Annotated in this window: 11 protein-coding genes; 3 read left to right on the top strand and 8 right to left on the bottom strand. The window is 70.2% G+C overall.

The window, feature by feature from the left end; genetic code table 11:
- Positions 1–79: 79 nt before the first annotated feature.
- Complete coding sequence (locus TEF_01715) at positions 80–4,885, top strand: hypothetical protein (protein ANK79652.1); 4,806 nt, start codon at positions 80–82, stop codon at positions 4,883–4,885.
- A 327-nt stretch (positions 4,886–5,212) separates the two neighbouring features.
- Here TEF_01715 and TEF_01710 read toward each other — a convergent pair whose 3' ends face one another.
- The 7 genes from TEF_01710 to TEF_01680 form a co-directional block, all read right to left on the bottom strand.
- The gene (locus TEF_01710) at positions 5,213–6,295 is read right to left on the bottom strand and encodes a modification methylase (GenBank protein ID ANK79651.1); all 1,083 of its coding nucleotides are present in this window, start codon (positions 6,293–6,295) and stop codon (positions 5,213–5,215) included.
- Positions 6,296–6,432: 137 nt separating this feature from the next.
- Entirely contained in the window at positions 6,433–7,026 is a 594-nt protein-coding gene (locus TEF_01705; protein ANK79650.1) for a ribonuclease HII, read from the bottom strand.
- A 27-nt stretch (positions 7,027–7,053) separates the two neighbouring features.
- Positions 7,054–8,436, bottom strand: coding sequence for a hypothetical protein (locus tag TEF_01700; protein ID ANK79649.1), 1,383 nt, complete (start codon positions 8,434–8,436; stop codon positions 7,054–7,056).
- Between the two features lie 125 nt (positions 8,437–8,561).
- On the bottom strand, positions 8,562–9,695 hold the full coding sequence (locus tag TEF_01695) for a radical SAM protein (GenBank protein ID ANK83211.1): 1,134 nt from the start codon (positions 9,693–9,695) through the stop codon (positions 8,562–8,564).
- A 51-nt stretch (positions 9,696–9,746) separates the two neighbouring features.
- Positions 9,747–10,910 carry a hypothetical protein gene (locus TEF_01690; GenBank protein ID ANK79648.1) on the bottom strand — a complete coding sequence of 388 codons (1,164 nt, stop codon included), beginning with the start codon at positions 10,908–10,910 and terminating at the stop codon, positions 9,747–9,749.
- A gap of 87 nt (positions 10,911–10,997) precedes the next feature.
- Positions 10,998–11,525: a molybdenum cofactor biosynthesis protein B gene (locus TEF_01685; protein ID ANK79647.1), complete on the bottom strand. Its 528-nt coding sequence runs from the start codon at positions 11,523–11,525 to the stop codon at positions 10,998–11,000.
- Positions 11,515–13,272: a hypothetical protein gene (locus TEF_01680; protein ANK79646.1), complete on the bottom strand. Its 1,758-nt coding sequence runs from the start codon at positions 13,270–13,272 to the stop codon at positions 11,515–11,517. Before TEF_01680 ends, TEF_01685 begins: the two co-directional genes overlap by 11 nt.
- Positions 13,273–13,385: 113 nt before the next feature.
- Between TEF_01680 and TEF_01675 the strand changes: the two genes are divergently transcribed.
- A complete protein-coding gene (locus tag TEF_01675) occupies positions 13,386–14,306 on the top strand; it encodes a 2-nitropropane dioxygenase (protein ANK79645.1) in 921 nt (306 codons plus the stop codon).
- A gap of 98 nt (positions 14,307–14,404) precedes the next feature.
- A complete protein-coding gene (locus TEF_01670; protein ID ANK79644.1) occupies positions 14,405–14,902 on the top strand; it encodes a hypothetical protein in 498 nt (165 codons plus the stop codon).
- A gap of 5 nt (positions 14,903–14,907) precedes the next feature.
- Here TEF_01670 and TEF_01665 read toward each other — a convergent pair whose 3' ends face one another.
- Positions 14,908–16,716 carry an elongation factor 3 gene (locus TEF_01665; GenBank protein ANK79643.1) on the bottom strand — a complete coding sequence of 603 codons (1,809 nt, stop codon included), beginning with the start codon at positions 16,714–16,716 and terminating at the stop codon, positions 14,908–14,910.
- Positions 16,717–16,918: the final 202 nt, after the last annotated feature.

Raw genomic sequence — 16,918 nt, 5'->3', positions numbered from 1 at the left:
GCGAAGAAAGCTGCAATGTTTCGCCCCTGTGCGGTCCGTGCCACAATCGCGGCCGCCAGTCAGCGACCGGAGGGACGCCATGGACGCCAGGACCGACGCGCAGGATGAACTGCTGCAGGCCGTCACCGAACGCTGCCGCGATCGCCTGGCGGCCGAGGAGGCGGCGGCCCTCACCGACTTCGCCGCGCAGGTGCTTCACCGCGCGATCCACGAGGCGGTGGAGGAGCGCAGCGCCGAGGATATCTACGGCGCACTGCTGTCGCTGTGGAAGTTCGCGGCCCAGCGCAAGCCCGGCTCCGGCAAGGTCCGGGCCTACAATCCGAAGCTGGACGAGCACGGCTGGTCCTCGCCCCACACCATCATCGAGACGGTGAACGACAACATGCCGTTCCTGGTCGATTCGATCGTCTCCGCCCTGGGCCAGTTCGACGGCCAGATCCACGAGCTGATCCATCCGGTGGTGCATGTCGTCCGCGACGCCGAGGGCCGGCTGCAGGGCTGCGTCGACCGCGGCGCAGAGGGCGCGATCGCCGAATCGGTGATCCAGATCGAGTTCTCCACCCATTCCGACCCGGCGGACCTCGCGGCCATCGAGAAGGCGCTCGGCGAGACGCTGGACGATGTGCGCCTGGCGGTCGAGGACTGGCGGCCGATGCTGCGGCAGGCCGAGATCATGGCCGAGGACCTGCGCGAGAATCCGCCGCCGCTGGACGCCGAGGACGTCGATGAGGGCCGGGCGCTGCTGGAGTGGATGATCGACGACCACTTCACCTTTCTCGGCTATCGGGAATACGACTACCTGGCCAGCCGGGAGACCGAGAGCCTGGAGATCGTGCCGGGCTCCGGCCTCGGCCTGCTGCGCGACCCCGCCCGGCGCGTGATGGAGCGCGCCAGCGGCGAGCCCGCGCTGTCGCCGGAGGTGCGCGAATTCCTGCAGCGGCCGGAACTGATCATCGTCACCAAGACCAACAAGCGCTCGACCATCCACCGCCCGGTCCACCTGGACTATGTCGGCATCAAGCGCTTCGACGACGACGGCCAGATCGTCGGCGAGCGCCGCTTCGTCGGCCTGTTCACCTCCGCCGCCTACAACCGCACGCCGAAGGAAATTCCCTATCTGAGGCGCAAGACCGCGCGGGTGCTGGAGCGCGCCGGCTACGACCCCCGCGGCCACGCGGGCAAGGCGCTGGCCAACGTGCTCGACACCTTCCCCCGCGACGAGCTGTTCCAGATCCCGGAAGACGAGCTCTACCAGACGGCCATGGGCATTCTGGGGCTGCAGGACCGGCCGCGGATCAAGCTGTTCCTGCGCCGCGACCGCTTCGAGCGGTTCTTCTCCTGCCTGGTCTACGTGCCGCGGGAAAACTACGATTCCGAACTCCGCCGCAAGTTCGAGAAGATCCTGGCCGAGCAGCTCGGCGGGCGCATCTCCGCCTTCTACACTCAGATCGGCGATTCGGCGCTGGCGCGGCTGCACGTCATCGTCGGCGGCGGCCCGACTGCAAGCGAGGTCGACCGGGAGGCGCTGGAAGCGCGGCTGATCGAGGCCGCGCGGTCCTGGGACGACGCGCTGAAGGATGCGCTGGTCGAGGCCTGGGGCGAGGAGCGCGCCAACGTGCTGCACCGGCGCTACGCCCACGCCTTCTCCGCCGCCTACCGCGAGGTGTTCAGCGCCGAGATGGCCTGCATCGACATCCAGCACATGGAGGAGACGGCGCAGGACGCGATGGGCCTCAACCTCTACCGGCTGCTGGAGGACGACGACCGCACGCTGCGCCTGAAGCTGTTCCAGCGCGGCGAGGCGCTGGCGCTCTCGGACGTGCTGCCGATGCTGGAGCACATGGGATTGTGGGTGCTCTCCGAACAGAGTCACCCGGTCGGCGATCCCGTCGACCCGTTCTGCTGGATCCACGACTTCGAGATGGGCACGACCGACGGCGCGGAGCCGAATCTGGGCGAGTTCAAGCCGGCCTTCGAGGAGGGCTTCGCCAAGATCTTCTCCGGCGAGATGGAGAATGACGGCTTCAACCGCCTGATCGTCGCCGAGGGCATCGCGCCGCGCGACGTGGTGCTGCTGCGTGCCTACTGCAAGTTCCTCCGCCAGGCGGGCATCGCCTTCAGCCAGGATTACATGGAGGACACGCTGGCGACCAACGGCGCCGTCACCAGCCTGATCGTTGAACTGTTCTACTGCCTGCTGGACCCGGCCTCTCCGGGCGACCGGGAGGAAACGGCGCAGACCATCGGGGAATCCATCGAGCTGCTGCTGGACAAGGTGCCCAGCCTGGACGAGGACCGCATCCTGCGCCGCTTCCTCAACGCCGTGCAGTCGACGCTCAGGACCAACTTCTTCCAGCGCCGCACGGACGTCGACGGCAACCCCTATCTGTCGCTGAAGTTCGACAGCCAGGTGCTGGACGATCTGCCGCTGCCGCGGCCGTTCCGGGAGATCTTCGTCTACAGCCCGCGCTTCGAGGGCGTGCACCTGCGCGGCGGGCTGGTCGCCCGCGGCGGCCTGCGCTGGTCCGACCGGCGCGAGGACTTCCGCACCGAGGTCCTGGGCCTGGTCAAGGCCCAGATGGTCAAGAACGCCGTCATCGTGCCGGTCGGGTCCAAGGGCGGCTTCGTGCCCAAGCGCCCGCCCCAGGGCGGCGACCGGGAGGCCCAGATCGCCGAGGGCGTGGCCTGCTACCGCGGCTTCATCTCCGGGCTGCTGGACGTCACCGACAACATCGTCGACGGATCGATCGTCCCGCCCGAGAGCGTCGTCCGCCGCGATGGCGACGACCCCTATCTGGTGGTCGCCGCCGACAAGGGCACCGCGACCTTCTCCGACTACGCCAACCAGGTGGCGATCGACTACGGCTTCTGGCTGGGCGACGCCTTCGCCTCGGGCGGCGCGGCCGGCTACGACCACAAGAAGATGGGCATCACCGCCCGCGGCGCATGGGAGTGCGTGAAACGCCATTTCCGGGAGATCGGCGCCGACATCCAGACCGAGCCCTTCAGCGTCGTCGGCGTCGGCGACATGTCCGGCGACGTCTTCGGCAACGGCATGCTGCTGTCGCAGCAGATCCGCCTGCTGGCGGCCTTCGACCACCGCCACATCTTCATCGATCCGGATCCGGACCCGGCCGTCAGCTTCGCCGAGCGGCAACGGGTCTTCGAGCTCGGCCGCTCGAGCTGGGACGACTACGACCGGAGCAAGCTGTCGAAGGGCGCGATGATCGTGCCGCGGACCGAGAAGAAGGTGAAGCTGACGCCGGAGGCGGCGGCGGCCATCGGCGTGGAGCTGGCCGAGATGACCCCCTTCCAGGTGATGCAGGCGATCCTGCGCGCGCCGGCCGATCTGCTCTGGTTCGGCGGCATCGGCACCTATGTGAAGTCGGAGGACGAGAGCCACGGCGACGCCGGCGACCGGGCCAATGACGCCATCCGCGTCGACGCGCGGGAACTGCGCGTCAAGGTGATCGGCGAGGGCGCCAACCTGGGCATCACCCAGCTCGGCCGCATCGAGTACGCAAGCCACGGCGGGCGCATCAATACCGACTTCATCGACAATTCGGCGGGCGTCGACTGCTCCGACCACGAGGTCAACATCAAGATCCTGCTGGGCGCCGTCGAGGCCGCCGGCGACATGACCCGCAAGCAGCGCAACACCCTGCTGGAGGAGATGACCGAGGCCGTCGCCGGCCTGGTGCTGGAGGACAACTACGTCCAGGGCCAGGCGGTCACCGTCGCCCAGGCGCGCGGACGGTCCGGCAACGGCCCCTGGGGGCGGCTGATGCGCTCCTACGCCCGGGAGGGGCTGCTCAACCGGGACATCGAGTACCTGCCCGACGACGAGGAGCTGTCGGAACGCCGCGGCGGCCTGACCCGGCCGGAACTCTGCGTCATCCTCTCCTACGCCAAGATGACGCTGAAGACGGAGCTGCTCGACAGCGCCCTGCCTGACGAGGACGGACTGGAGGACGTGCTGTTCGGCTATTTCCCGGAAGCCGTCCAGAAGCGCTATCCCGACGCCATCGAGGGTCATCGTCTGCGCCGGGAGATCATCGCCACCCGCATCGCCAATTTCATGGTCAACCGCGCCGGGCCGGCCTTTCCGCGGCTGGCGCAGGACGACCTGGGCGTGGACGCGGCGGATGTCGGCCGGGTCGCGATGGCAACGCGCCAGGTCTTCCGGCTCGACCCGATCTGGGAGGCCATTGACGCCCTCGACAACAAGGTGCCGGCGGAGGTGCAGACGCGCATGCTGCTGATGGTGCAGGACGCGATGGTGCGCGCCGGCCTGTGGTTCCTGCGCAACGCCGCCCAGCCCATCGGCCGGGTCCGCATCGCCGAACGCTTCCGCCCCGCCATCCAGGACCTGCGCGGACGGCTGGACGAACAGCTGGGCGAGATGGAGCTGGCCGCCTTCCGCCAGCGCGCCACCGATCTCGCAGCCGCGGGCGTGGACGAGAAGCTGGCCGCCGACGTCGCCGCCCTGCAGCCGCTGGCGACGACGCTGGACGTCGTCGACGCCGCCGAGACCGCGGCCCGCGATATCGGGCTGGTGGCCGAGACCTATTTCGCCATCGGCGCGCGGCTGGGGCTGGACTGGCTGCGCGCCCAGGCGGCCAATCTGATGCTGGAGAGCGCCTGGGACCGCCAGGCCGTGAACATGCTGGTCGAGGACACCTACGCCCAGCAGCGCCAGCTCGCGGTCAACGCCTTCGCCGGCGACGCCGAAACGGTGAAGGGTGCGATGGAGACCTTCGAGGCGCAGTACGGCCGCGATCTCGGCCGCATCGACCAGACCATGCACGAGGTCCGGGCCGCCGGCGCCGTCGACATCGGCCGCCTCGTCCTCGCCAACCGCCAGATCGGCCGGCTGCTGGGATAGACCCTTCCGCTGTCTGATTGGACCGCCGCTCACTCGGCGTGTCACCCCCGCCTCTGTGCGGGGGTCCGGAGCGGCTTCGCCGCAAGTCGATGATCCTGGCCGGATGCCCGCTCGGGGGCGGGCATGACACCGAAGCTCTGCTGGCGATTCAATCCAACCGAGGATTGATCTGTCGAAGTCCTCGGGCTTGACGAGCCTCCCCCGGCCCCCGTTCCGGGGAGGAGCGGTGTCGTGGCGCGGATGGGTGCACAGGCAATTCTGCCGTTTCTCGGATTCGGAAGGCGCGCGAGCCGGCCATGCCAACCCTCGCGCGCCAGGCGGGACCGCCTAGAGACCGCCCAGTTCGCTGCGGACCTGCTCGCGGAAGATGTCGATGGGCGCCAGGCGGCCTTCGACGTCGACATGCCAGTAGGTCCAGCCATTGCAGCTCGGCGCGCCCTGCACATGGGCGCCGATCTTGTGGATCGAGCCGGTGGCGTCGGCGCAGACCAGGCTGCCGTCGGCGCGCACCCGCGCGGTGTGGCGGCGCTGGTAGTCGTGCAGGTTCGTGCCGGGCTCGATCAGGCCGCGCTCGACGATCATGCCGAAGGGCACGCGCGTCTGCTGGCGCTTGGGCGGGGTGATCACCCGGTCCTCCGGCGGCAGGGTGCGCACGCGCCCGATCCGCGCCTGGGCCAGACGGCAGAACTTGTCCTCGCGCTCGACGCCGATGAAGCGCCGGCCGAGGCGCTTGGCCACCGCGCCCGTGGTGCCGGTGCCGAAGAAGGGATCGAGCACGATGTCGCCGTCCCGGGTCGCGGTCAGCATCACCCGGTAGAGCAGCGATTCAGGTTTCTGCGTCGAATGCGCCTTGCGGCCGTTGACCTTCAGCCGTTCGCCGCCCGAGCAGATCGGCAGCAACCAGTCGGAGCGCATCTGCAGATCGTCGTTCAGCGCCTTCAGCGCCTCGTAGTTGAAGGTGTAGTTCTTCGCGTCTTCAGCCTTGGCGCACCAGATCAGCGTTTCGTGCGCGTTGGTCAGCCGCCGGCCGCGGAAATTGGGCATCGGGTTGGCCTTGCGCCAGACCACGTCGTTGAGGATCCAGAAGCCGAGATCCTGCAGCACGGCGCCGATGCGGTAGATGTTGTGATAGCTGCCGATGACCCACAGCGTGCCGCTGTCCTTGAGCAGGCGCTGCGCCGCCGTCAGCCATGCCCGGGTGAAGGCGTCATAGGCCTCCATGCTCTCGAAGCGGTCCCAGTCGTCGTCGACGGCGTCGACCACGGACTCGTTGGGGCGCTTCAGTTCCCCGCGAAGCTGCAGATTGTAGGGCGGATCGGCGAAGATCATGTCGACGGAACCCGCCGGCAGCCCCTCCATGATGGAGACGCAGTCGCCCTGGATGATCCGGTTGACCGGAAGTTCCTGCATCGCCGCGCCCGACCCGATTTCACCGCTTCTGGCCGATCCGCGACCCCCACGAATCGATCCCTCCGCGCCAAACTGACGCGACCTTAGCCTACCGTCAACATTTTGATATGGGAAGTCATGGACTTATCGCCCGTTGTTCAAGTGAACATGTCACGAACGGGGCGGAATGACCGGCGATGGGCGGGCGTGGGACCCAGTTGCTGCACCGCCTGGCGGTGCCGTTCGGTGGCGTAGCCGGCGTGGGTTTCCAGGCCGTAGCCGGGATAGAGCGCGCCCAGATCCCGCATGATCCGGTCGCGTTCGGTCTTGGCGATGATGGAGGCCGCGGCGATGGCGAGTTCCGTGCCGTCGCCGCCGATCACCGGCAGGCCGGGACAGGGCAGCCGCTCGGGCAGGCGGTTGCCGTCGACCAGCACCCCGGCGGGCCGCATGGGCAGGGCCTCGATCGCGCGCTGCATGGCCAGCATGGCGGCGTGCAGGATGTTGAGCGTGTCGATCTCCTCCACCGAGGCCTGGCCCACGGCGACCACCGCGACCGCGCGGATGGCGAGCGCCAGCGCCTCCCGCGCCGCCGGGGCGATCAGCTTGGAATCGTTGACGCCCTCCAGCATGAAGTCCTCGGGCAGGATGACGGCGGCGGCCACCACCGGGCCGGCGATGGGGCCGCGGCCCGCCTCGTCGACGCCGGCCACCGGGCCCTGCCAGAGACGGCTGCGTTCAGTTTCCAGCATTCGGTCGGGTATCGCCGCCATCTTCTCTCATGCTCCCCCTGCCGCTCCGCCGCCGGAACCGTCTTGCCCGTCCCCGTCCGCGCCCCCGCGCTTCGGCCGGACCCGACGCATCAGCCGGTCCACCTCGCCCCGGCTGTAGTCGCCCAGCGTCATCGACACCCGCCCCGGCCGCGGCGCGGCCGCCGCCGGCGCCCGCCGCCCCCGGCCGCGGAAATAGACCGCGCCTAGGAAATCCTCGAAGGTCCTGACGCGCCGCCACTTCACCCGCGCCATCCGCCGGGCGGAGAACAGCACGAAAGGGCTGGAGATCAGGCTGAGGACGATCACCGAGGTCATCAGGTCCCGACTGTAGCCGTCGACCACCCCCGCCGCCGCGCCGGCAGCCACCAGGATGAAGGAGAACTCGCCGACCTGGCCGATCACCGTGCCGGCCAGCCAGGCCCGGGGCCAGGGCTCGCCCAGCATGCGGAAGATGCCGATGTTCGCCGCCGTCTTGGTCAGGGTCACCAGCAGCAGCAGCCCCAGCACGACGGCGAGGTTCTCATAGATGAACCCGAGGTCGAGCAGCAAGCCGATCGAGAGGAAGAACACCATCAGCAGCACCGACTGGATCGGCTGCACCGCGGTGATCATCTTGCCGCGTTCGATGGTGTTGCCGACCACCAGCCCGCCGACGAAGGCGCCATAGGCCGGCGACAGGCCGAGCACGCCGCTGACCGCCGCGCCGGCGAAACAGATCGCGAGGCCGCCCATGGCGGCGAGATCGGCGTTGTCGGTGATCCAGTGGGCGAAGGGCAGGTGCTCGCGCTTGCGCCGGCTGAGCAGGAAGACGACGCCGACGAGGATGGCCACGGCGACGATCACCGGCAGGGCGGCGTCGGCCGGTCCGGCGCCCTCCCGCCCCATCTCGGAGACGATGATCAGCATCGGCACCACGGCCAGGTCCTGCGCCACCAGCACGCCGACGGCCAGGCGGCCGACGTCGGAGCGGAGTTCGCCGATGTCCTCCAGGATCTTGATGGCGACGGCGGTCGACGACAGGCTGAGGCCGAAGCCGACGATCAGGGCGACCTGAGGGGTCCAGCCCGACGCCGCGCCGATCAGCCAGGCCGCGCCCACGCCCAGCAGCACCTGCAGGCCAGCGACGGTGACGGCGAGGCGCCAGACGCGGCGGAAACTGCGCAGCGACAGCTCCATGCCGATCAGGAACAGCAGCATCAGAACGCCCAGCTCGGCGATGAACTCGACCTCGTCGCGGTCGGCGATCACGCCCAGCAGCGACGGCCCCAGAACGATGCCGGCGGCGATGTAGCCGACCACGACGGGCTGGCGCATCCGGCTGAACGCCAGTCCGCAGGCGAGCGCGGCCACGGCCACGATCGCGAGATTGATCAGCTCCTGTTCGTGCATCGCCCCAATCTAGAGCAATTCGGGCGGAATTGGCACTGACGACGCGCACCTGACGATGCGGCGGCGGCATGCGCGCCGCAGCCATCTCCCCTCGTTGTCATCCCCGATGGGGACTGCGCCGCTCGTCAGAGCAGCGAGAACTGGTCCCCCGGCGCCGGCGGCTTGCGGAAACGCGAGGTATCGAGCCGCAGCTTCGCCTCGTTGAGGCCCAGCCGCCGGGTGGCGATGCGGAAGCGGCGCGCCATCATTTCGGCATAGGGTCCGGCGCCGGACATGCGCCGCCCCCAGGCGGCGTCGTAGTCCCGGCCGCCGCGCATTTCCCGGATCAGCTTCATGATGCGCCCGGCCCGGTTCGGGGTCTCGCTCTCCAGCCATTCGCGGAACAGGTCGGCGATCTCCAGCGGCAGGCGCAGCAGGATGTATCCGGCCTCCCGGGCCCCGGCCTCGGCCGCCCGCTCCAGGATCGCTTCCATCTCCGGTTCGTTGAGCGACGGGATCATCGGCGCGGCCATGACGGCGGTGCGCACCCCGGCCCGTGAGAGATCCCGGATCGCCGCCAGCCGGTTCTCCGGCGTGGACGCCCGGGGCTCCATGGAGCGCGCCAGCCGCTTGTCCAGCGTGGTCACCGACAGCGCCACCTTGACCAGACCCTTCTCCGCCATGGGCGCCAGGATGTCGAGATCGCGGGTCACCAGCGCCGACTTGGTGACGATGCCGACCGGATGCTCGAAGCGGGCCAGCACCTCCAGGATCTGGCGGGTGACCTGACGCCGGCGCTCGATCGGCTGATAGGGGTCGGTATTGGTGCCCATGGCGATGACGCGGCACTGGTAGCCCGGCGCGCGCAATTCCTTCTCCAGCAGTCGCGCGGCCTCGGGCTTGTAGAGCAGCTTCGTCTCGAAATCGATGCCGGGCGAGAGCCCGAGAAAGGCGTGGGTCGGCCGGGCGAAGCAGTAGATGCAGCCGTGCTCGCAGCCGCGATAGGGGTTGATGGAGCGGTCGAAGGAGATGTCGGGCGAGCTGTTGCGGGCGATGATGGTGCGGGTGGCGTCCTCCGTCTCGGTCGTTCTGACGGCCGCGCCGCCTTCCAGCCACTCCTCGGGCGGGGTCCAGCCATCGTCGATCCAGACGCGCTCCTCGGCCTCGAAGCGGCCCGAGCGGTTGGACCGCGCCCCCCGGCCCCTGGCCTGGGCCGGTCCGGCCGCCGCCGACATGTCGAAGCCGTGGCCGTCATGGGATTTGTTCTTTTTTTGTTCCATCGCCGGATGGAACCATTGCATGGCCGCGCGGTCAAGCGGCAATGGCGCGGATCAGTTGCGGCTGACGTTCAGGCCATCGCCCTGGCCCTGCAGGACGATCTCGACGCGGCGGTTGCGCGGCTCGTAGACGCCGTCGGCGGTCGGCACCAGAGGCTGGGTCTCGCCATGCGCCTCGATGTCCATCACCGCCTGCACGCCGTGGCTGCGGATCTCGGCGGCGGTGTTGCGCGCGCGACGCTCCGACAGGGCGCGGTTGTAGGCGGCATCGCCGGAGCGGTCGGCGTGACCGGCCAGTTCGATCACGGCCGTACCGTCCTGGCGGGCGCGGTCGCTGGCCTCGGCGACCGTCTCGCGCGCCTCGGGACCCAGCTCGGCGCTGTCCAGGGCGAAGAAGACGACATAGGAGCGGCGCAGGCTGGCTGCGGCCCGGGCCTGGGCGTTGGGCAGGGGTTCGGCCCTGGGCCGGACCGCCGCCGCCGGGCGGGCGGGCGCGAGACGCCGGGGCGCCGTGCTTTCCTTCGGTCCCTTGGCGGCGGGCATGGCCGCGGCTGCGGCGTCGCGCACGCTCGTCGCGGCGCGGGCGGCCCTGGGCGGCTCGCCGAAGCGGTAGCGCAGGCCCAGTACCGCGGTGTGGGCCGCATAGCTGGCGTCGATGGTGGCGCCGGTCGAATCGCGGAATTCGGCCTCGCCGGTGCGGAAATAGCGGTACTCGGCGATCAGGGAGAGATTCGGGTCCAGCGCGAAGGCGACGCCGGCCAGGCCCTGCATGGCCAACTCGGTGGCGCCGTCGTCCAGGGTCCGGCCGCCGCCGAAATCGAAATCATTGGCCTGAACCTGGGCGATGCCGATGCCGCCGCCGACATAGGGATAGATGCCGGAATCGTTGTCGTACTCCCAGACCAGATTGACGAGGCCACCGAGGACGCCGAAGGAGCCGTTGACGTTGGCGCCGTTGAAGCTGTCGGCCCGGTTGTGGCGGTAGCTCAGCTCCGTCTCCAGACGTATCCCGGTGCGGAACTGGTAGCCGAAGGCCGCGAGTCCGCCCGCGCCGATGGCCATTTCCAGGTCGCCCGCCACGCCGCCGGAAAGTTCGCGGTCGCCGACATGCTGGCCCAGGACACCGCCGGCCAGGTACGGCCCGTCAAGCTCGGCCAGGGCCGCCGCCGGAAGCAGCGCCAGCGCCGCGGCCGCAACCGCCGTCAGACGTCGTTTCATCGTCAAGTTACCCACTCATGCGCCCCCCGGCCGCGCAGAATTGCGCGGAGCCGCGTCCCCGCACAAGCCCTTTGTGTCCGGAAAGGTTCAGCTTTCCCTGAGCCGTGGCAGCAATTCAACGAAGTTGCAGGGACGGAAGCGGATGTCGAGCTGGGTGGCCAGGATCATGTCCCAGCCGTCGCGGCAGGCCCCCGGCGACCCCGGCAGGGCGAAGATGTAGGTGCCGCGGGCGACGCCGGCGGCGCAGCGCGACTGGATCGTGGAGGTGCCGATCTTCTCGTAGGAGAGCATGCGGAACAGCTCGCCGAAGCCGGCGATCTCCTTTTCGCAGACGTCGGACAGGGCCTCCGGCGTCACGTCGCGGCCCGTCACCCCGGTGCCGCCGGTGGCGATGACCACGTCGACGCCCTCGTCATCGGCCCAGGCCCGCAGCCGTTCGGCGATCGCGGCCCGCTCGTCGACAACGATCAACCGCGCCGCCAGCCGGTGGCCTGCCGCCTCCAGCCGCTCCACCAGCACTTCGCCGGACCTGTCGGTTTCCGGCGTGCGGGTATCCGAGACGGTCAGCACGGCGATGTTCACGGGCACGAAGTCCCGGCTCTCGTCAATCGGCACCGATGCCTCCTCTTCCGATGAGGACCGGCGCCGCGGCGCGCGGCGGCGGACTGTAGAAGGGCCAGCGCCCTTGGGCCAGTTCGCCCAGCGTCGGCGTCTCCCACCCCAGCCGGTCGCGGTAGATCCAGTAGGCAGCCAGCACGTCGCGCACGAACAGGCGCGTCTGCAGCGACCCCATGAGTTCCAGGAACAGCAGCGGATCGTCGCGGTCGCCGAAGCGGCGCTGCCATTCGCGCACATTGCCCGGCCCTGCATTGTAGGCCGCCAGCACGTGCAGCAGGCTGCCGTCGGGCTCCACCGCGGTCATCAGATAGGCCAGATAGGACTGGCCCAGCTCCAGGCTCACCTCGGCGTCGAACAGGGCCGCCCGCCCCGGCGGCGGACGCCCGGACTTGCGCGCGATGTAGTCGGCGGTGCGCGGCATCAGCTGCATCAGGCCGCTGGCGCCGCGGCCGCTGCGCGCGCGGGTGTCGAAACCGGATTCGCGGCGCGCCACCGCCATCAGCAGGGCGCGGCCGACGGGCTGCCCCTCGTCGATGCGCCAGTCCGGCAGCGGGAACAGCGCCGGATCGTGGCGCTCGCCGAAGCTGTTCAGGCGGATGCGGGCGATGCGGTAGGCCGTGGCCGGGGCGTCGAGCGCCGCCGACAACGCCATCAGCAGCGCCGAACCGCGGGCGTCCGCGCGGCGCGACAGGCGGCGCAGCTCCAGGTCGGCGCGGGCGATCTGGCCGGCTTCGGTCAGGGCGATGGCCCGCCGGATCGCCGGGTTCGCGGCCATCAGCGTCTCGACCGCCGCGGCCTTGAGACCGGGCGGCGACCATTCGAAGTCGCCGCGGTCGGCAAGCTGGCGCGCGGCCAGCAGCCCGTACATGTCCCGGCTGTAGCTGGCCGCCCGGCGCAGATAGGGCACCACGGCGGCGTAGCGGCCGGCCGCCAGCGCCGCCCGCGCCGCCCAGAAGTCGGCGGCCCCGCCCATGTGGCCGATATGATCCGGCGTCGTGTCGGCGGCGGCGGCGAAGCGGTAGTGGGATTCGGCATGCCGGCCCATGGCCCAGAGCGCCAGACCTGCATAGAACGACCCGGCGCGCATGCCGCCGCCGGGGCCCTGACGGGCCAGGTCGCCCTGTTTCAGCGCACGCTCGAAACGGGCCTTGGACAGGTGGCCCCGGGCCAGCGTGGCCCGCGCCTCCGCCATCGCCGCCGGCGACATCGCCTGCCCCCTCGGCCCGTCCAGCATGTTCTCGGTGACCGTCATGCGGTCGCGCAGCACATTGCGCCGGACCTGGGCCAGCACCGCCCTGTCATGACCGGTGCGGCCGCTCTCCGCGGCCTCCGCGCGGGCGGCCGGGCGCACGGCCGGCAGCTCCACCCCCGGCGGCAGCTCCAGCCGCGCGACCCGCGGCCCGGGCAGCGGCTTCCAGCCGGCGATGCGCCGCTTCTGCGCCAGGGCGTGCAGCCGCTCGGCCAGAGGATGGTCGCCATGGGCCTTCATCCAGCGGTGCAGCTCGGCATAGGCGGAGCGGTAGGCGGTCGGGTGCATGTAGCGCTGGAACTGCACATGGCCCAGCAGCAGACGGTCCTGCAGCCCGCCGATCAGCCGGTCCGCGGTGCGCCAGTCGCCTTGGCGCTGGGCCTCGAAGATGCGCGCATAGCGTCCGGCGTCGGCATCCGAAAGCACGCGCGGCAGCGGCTCCGCCAGTGCCGCCGACGCCCCCGCCGCCAGCAGCGCGAGACTTGCGAGCCACATTCCCAACCTGCCAAACATGCCGCAATGAAACCCGAAGCGCCGCCGACCGCAAGCTTGTCGGCGGCCGGCGGCTCGGGAAAGATGTCGCGACCGCCAGCCCGGAAAGGATTTTCATGTCGTTGCCTCCCGAGATCGCCGAGCGGCTGAAACTGCCGCTGATCGCCGCGCCCATGTTCCTGGTCTCCGGGCCCGAACTGGTGATCGCCGCCTGCCGCGCCGGGGTCATCGGATCGTTTCCCACGGCCAACTGCCGCACCGTGGACGAACTGGACAAGTGGCTGGAACGCATGGGCCGGGAGACGGGAGCGGACAGCGCGCCGATCGCGCCCAACCTGATCGTCCACCGCACCAATACCCGCCTGCCGCAGGATCTGGAGGTACTGGCGAGGCATCGCCCTCCGCTGGTCATCGCCAGCGTCGGCAGCCCGGAGAAGATCGTCGACGCGGTGCATGGCTGGGGCGGGCTGGTGCTGGCCGACATCGCCTCGATGCGCCACGCCCAGAAGGCGATCGCCGCCGGCGCGGACGGGCTGATCCTGCTGACGGGCGGCGCGGGCGGCCAGACCGGCTGGGCCAACCCCTTCGCCTTCGTGCGCGGCGTGCGGCGCATCTTCGACGGGCCGGTGGTGCTGGCCGGCGGCGTCGGCGACGGGCGGGGCCTGCGCGCGGCCGAGGTGCTGGGCTGCGACCTCGCCTACATGGGCACGCGCTTCATCGCCACCGCCGAAAGCATGGCCGCCGACCGCTACAAGCAGATGCTGGTGGAGTCGGGCCTGGACGACATCAAGCTGACCAACGCCATCACCGGTCTCGACACCAGCATCCTCAAGCCCAGCCTGCTGGCCGCCGGCCTGGACCCGGACAACCTGCCCGAACGCGGCGCCATCGAGATATCCAAGGACATCAACCCGGACGCGCCGCGGCGCTGGAAGGACATCTGGTCGGCCGGCCATTCGGTCGAACTGGTGGACGGGATCGCCGAGGTCGCCGAGGTGGTGGCCGGGATCGCACGCGAGTACCACGAAAGCGCATAAGATACCTAGACAACGGCCGCCGCGCCGGTAATGCTGCTTCGCGCTTGCTCCGGCAAGCAACCGCCCGGCACCGGAGATCGGCGATGGCAGATGACAGGATGCGCCCCCCGGCGGGCGCGGCCGAACACGGCGCCGACGACGCGTTGAACCATCAGATCGTCACGTTGAGCAACAAACTGTCGCTGACCGTCGCCCGCCGCGCCCTGGCGCAGGACGGTCTGACCCTGCGCGAATGGCGCATCATGCTGGCGCTGTTCATCTACGGCCCCAGCATCGCGCGGCGCGTATCCGAACTGGCGCTGCTCGATCCCGCCCATGTCAGCCGCACCGTGCGGCAGCTGGAACAGCGCGGCCTGGTCGCCTTCCGGCCGAACGAGCGGGACCGCCGCCAGATCATCATCGTGCTGAGCGCCGCGGGGGAGAAGCTGGCGCGGCAGGTGCTGCCCAGGGCCATGGCCGTCGGCAGCGCCTTCCGCGAAATCTATTCCGACGCGGAGTACGCGACCCTGATCGGCCTGCTGTCGCGCGCCAACGCCTTCGCCGACCGTCTGTTGCAGTCGGACGAGACACCGCCGCCGGAGGCCGGGCAGGGCTGATCGCCTCAGCCGCCCTCGATCTCCTCGCGCAGCATCTCCAGTTCCAGCCATTCGCTCTCGGCGGCGGCGTGCTCCGCCGCGGCGGCCTCCAGGCGTTTCGTCGCCGCCTGGAAGCGTTCCGGATCCTGCGTGAACAGTCTCCGGTCGGCGAGCTCCGCCTCCAGCCGCTGCATCTCCCCTTCCAGCTCCGCGATGCGGTCCGGCAGGGTCTCGAGGGCGTATTTCTGCTTGTAGGAGAGCTTCCGGGCCGCCGGTTTGCGCGGCTTCTGTGCGGGCTTCGTCTTCCCCGCCCCGTCCGTCTTCTGCGCCGCCGCCGCTTCCTTCGCCGCGCCGGCGCGCTGCCGCATCATGTCGCTGTAGCCGCCGGCATAGACCGTCCAGCGGCCGTCGCCCTCGAAGGCGACGGTGGCGGTGACGCAGCGGTCGAGGAAATCGCGGTCGTGGCTGACCAGCAGGATGGTGCCGCCATAGTCGGCCAGCAGTTCCTGCAGCAGGTCCAGGGTTTCGATGTCGAGGTCGTTGGTCGGCTCGTCGAGCACCAGCAGGTTGGACGGCCGGGCCAGCGCCCGGGCCAGCATCAGCCGCCCGCGCTCCCCGCCCGACAGCGCCGAGATCGCCGTCGGCCGCTGCTTCGGGTCGAACAGGAAGTCCTTCATGTAGCCAATGACATGGCGCTGCTCGCCGCCCACGGCGACCATGTCGCCGCCGCCGCCGGTCAGCGCGTCGCCCAGCGACATCTTCGGGTCCAGGCTCTCGCGCCGCTGGTCCAGGGTCGCGATCTCCAGGTTGGTGCCGCGCGCGATGCGGCCCTCGTCGGGCTCCAGGTCGCCCAGAAGCAGCTTGAGCAGCGTGGTCTTGCCGGCGCCGTTGGGCCCGACGATGCCGATGCGGTCGCCGCGCAGGATGCGGAGGCTGAAATCCCGGACCACGGTCCTGTCCCCGAAGCTCTTCGAGACATGTTCGGCCTCGATCACGCGCTTGCCGGACTTCGCCGCCTCGGACGCGGTCATCTCCACCCGGCCCTGGGCCTTGTCATAGTTGCGGCGCTCCGAGCGGAGGTCGTGCAGCGCGCGGAGCCGGCCCATGTTCCGCTTGCGCCGGGCGGTCACCCCCTTGTGCAGCCACTCGGTCTCCGAGGCGATCTTGCGGTCCAGCTTGTGCAGCCGCTCCTCCTCGGCGGCGATCTCGGCGTCGCGCCATTCCTCGAAATGGGCGAAGCCGCGCTCCAGCCGCCGCGTCGCGCCGCGGTCCAGCCAGACCGTCGCCGCCGTCAGGTTCTGCAGGAAGCGCCGGTCATGGCTGATCAGCACGATCGCCGAGGCCGAGCCGGCCAGCTCCGCCTCCAGCCATTCGATGGCCGGCAGGTCGAGATGGTTGGTCGGCTCGTCCAGCAGCAGGATATCCGGCGCCGGGGCCAGCGCCCGGGCCAGCGCCGCGCGGCGCGCCTCGCCGCCCGACAGCGTCGCCGGATCCTCGTCACCCGTGAGACCCAGATTCTCCACCAGATAGCGGGCGCGATGCTCGTCGTCGCCCGGCGCGAGGCCGGCCATGACGAAACTGCTGACCCGCGCGTGGCCGGTCAGATCGGGCTCCTGCGGCAGATAACGGATGGTGGCGCCCGGCTGGCGGAAGATCTCGCCATCGTCGGGATCGACCACGCCGGCGGCGATCTTCAGCAGCGTCGACTTGCCCGAGCCATTGCGCCCGACCAGCGCGATCCGCTCGCCCGGACTGACGGCCAGCTCCGCCCCGTCCAGCGTGGGCTTGCCGCCGAAGGTCAGATGAATGTCGCGCAGATGCAGGACGGGGGGCAAATCGTGGCTCCAGAACTTCAACCTGTCCCGGGGCTCGACCCCGGGACCCAGTACGACCTCACCGCCCGCTGGACGCCGGGATCAAGTCCCGGCGCGGGCCTGATTACACGCGTCCCCGGCCGGCGTCATCCGCCATCCCCCCTCCCGGTTCCGCTTGCGCAGATCCACCCCTCCCCCTTGGCCAAGGGGGAGGGACAGGGTG

The sequence above is a fragment of the Rhizobiales bacterium NRL2 genome (assembly GCA_001664005.1).
In the GTDB taxonomy this organism is placed as follows: Bacteria; Pseudomonadota; Alphaproteobacteria; order Minwuiales; family Minwuiaceae; genus Minwuia.
This window is presented reverse-complemented; position numbering and strand designations above follow the sequence as displayed.

Coding starts and splice junctions, on each gene's coding strand:
- TEF_01715 (ANK79652.1), top strand. CDS start 80: ATGGACGCCAGGACCGACGCGCAGGATGAACTGCTGCAGGCCGTCACC.
- TEF_01710 (ANK79651.1), bottom strand. CDS start 6,295: ATGCAGGAACTTCCGGTCAACCGGATCATCCAGGGCGACTGCGTCTCC.
- TEF_01705 (ANK79650.1), bottom strand. CDS start 7,026: ATGCTGGAAACTGAACGCAGCCGTCTCTGGCAGGGCCCGGTGGCCGGC.
- TEF_01700 (ANK79649.1), bottom strand. CDS start 8,436: ATGCACGAACAGGAGCTGATCAATCTCGCGATCGTGGCCGTGGCCGCG.
- TEF_01695 (ANK83211.1), bottom strand. CDS start 9,695: ATGGAACAAAAAAAGAACAAATCCCATGACGGCCACGGCTTCGACATG.
- TEF_01690 (ANK79648.1), bottom strand. CDS start 10,910: ATGAAACGACGTCTGACGGCGGTTGCGGCCGCGGCGCTGGCGCTGCTT.
- TEF_01680 (ANK79646.1), bottom strand. CDS start 13,272: ATGTGGCTCGCAAGTCTCGCGCTGCTGGCGGCGGGGGCGTCGGCGGCA.
- TEF_01675 (ANK79645.1), top strand. CDS start 13,386: ATGTCGTTGCCTCCCGAGATCGCCGAGCGGCTGAAACTGCCGCTGATC.
- TEF_01670 (ANK79644.1), top strand. CDS start 14,405: ATGCGCCCCCCGGCGGGCGCGGCCGAACACGGCGCCGACGACGCGTTG.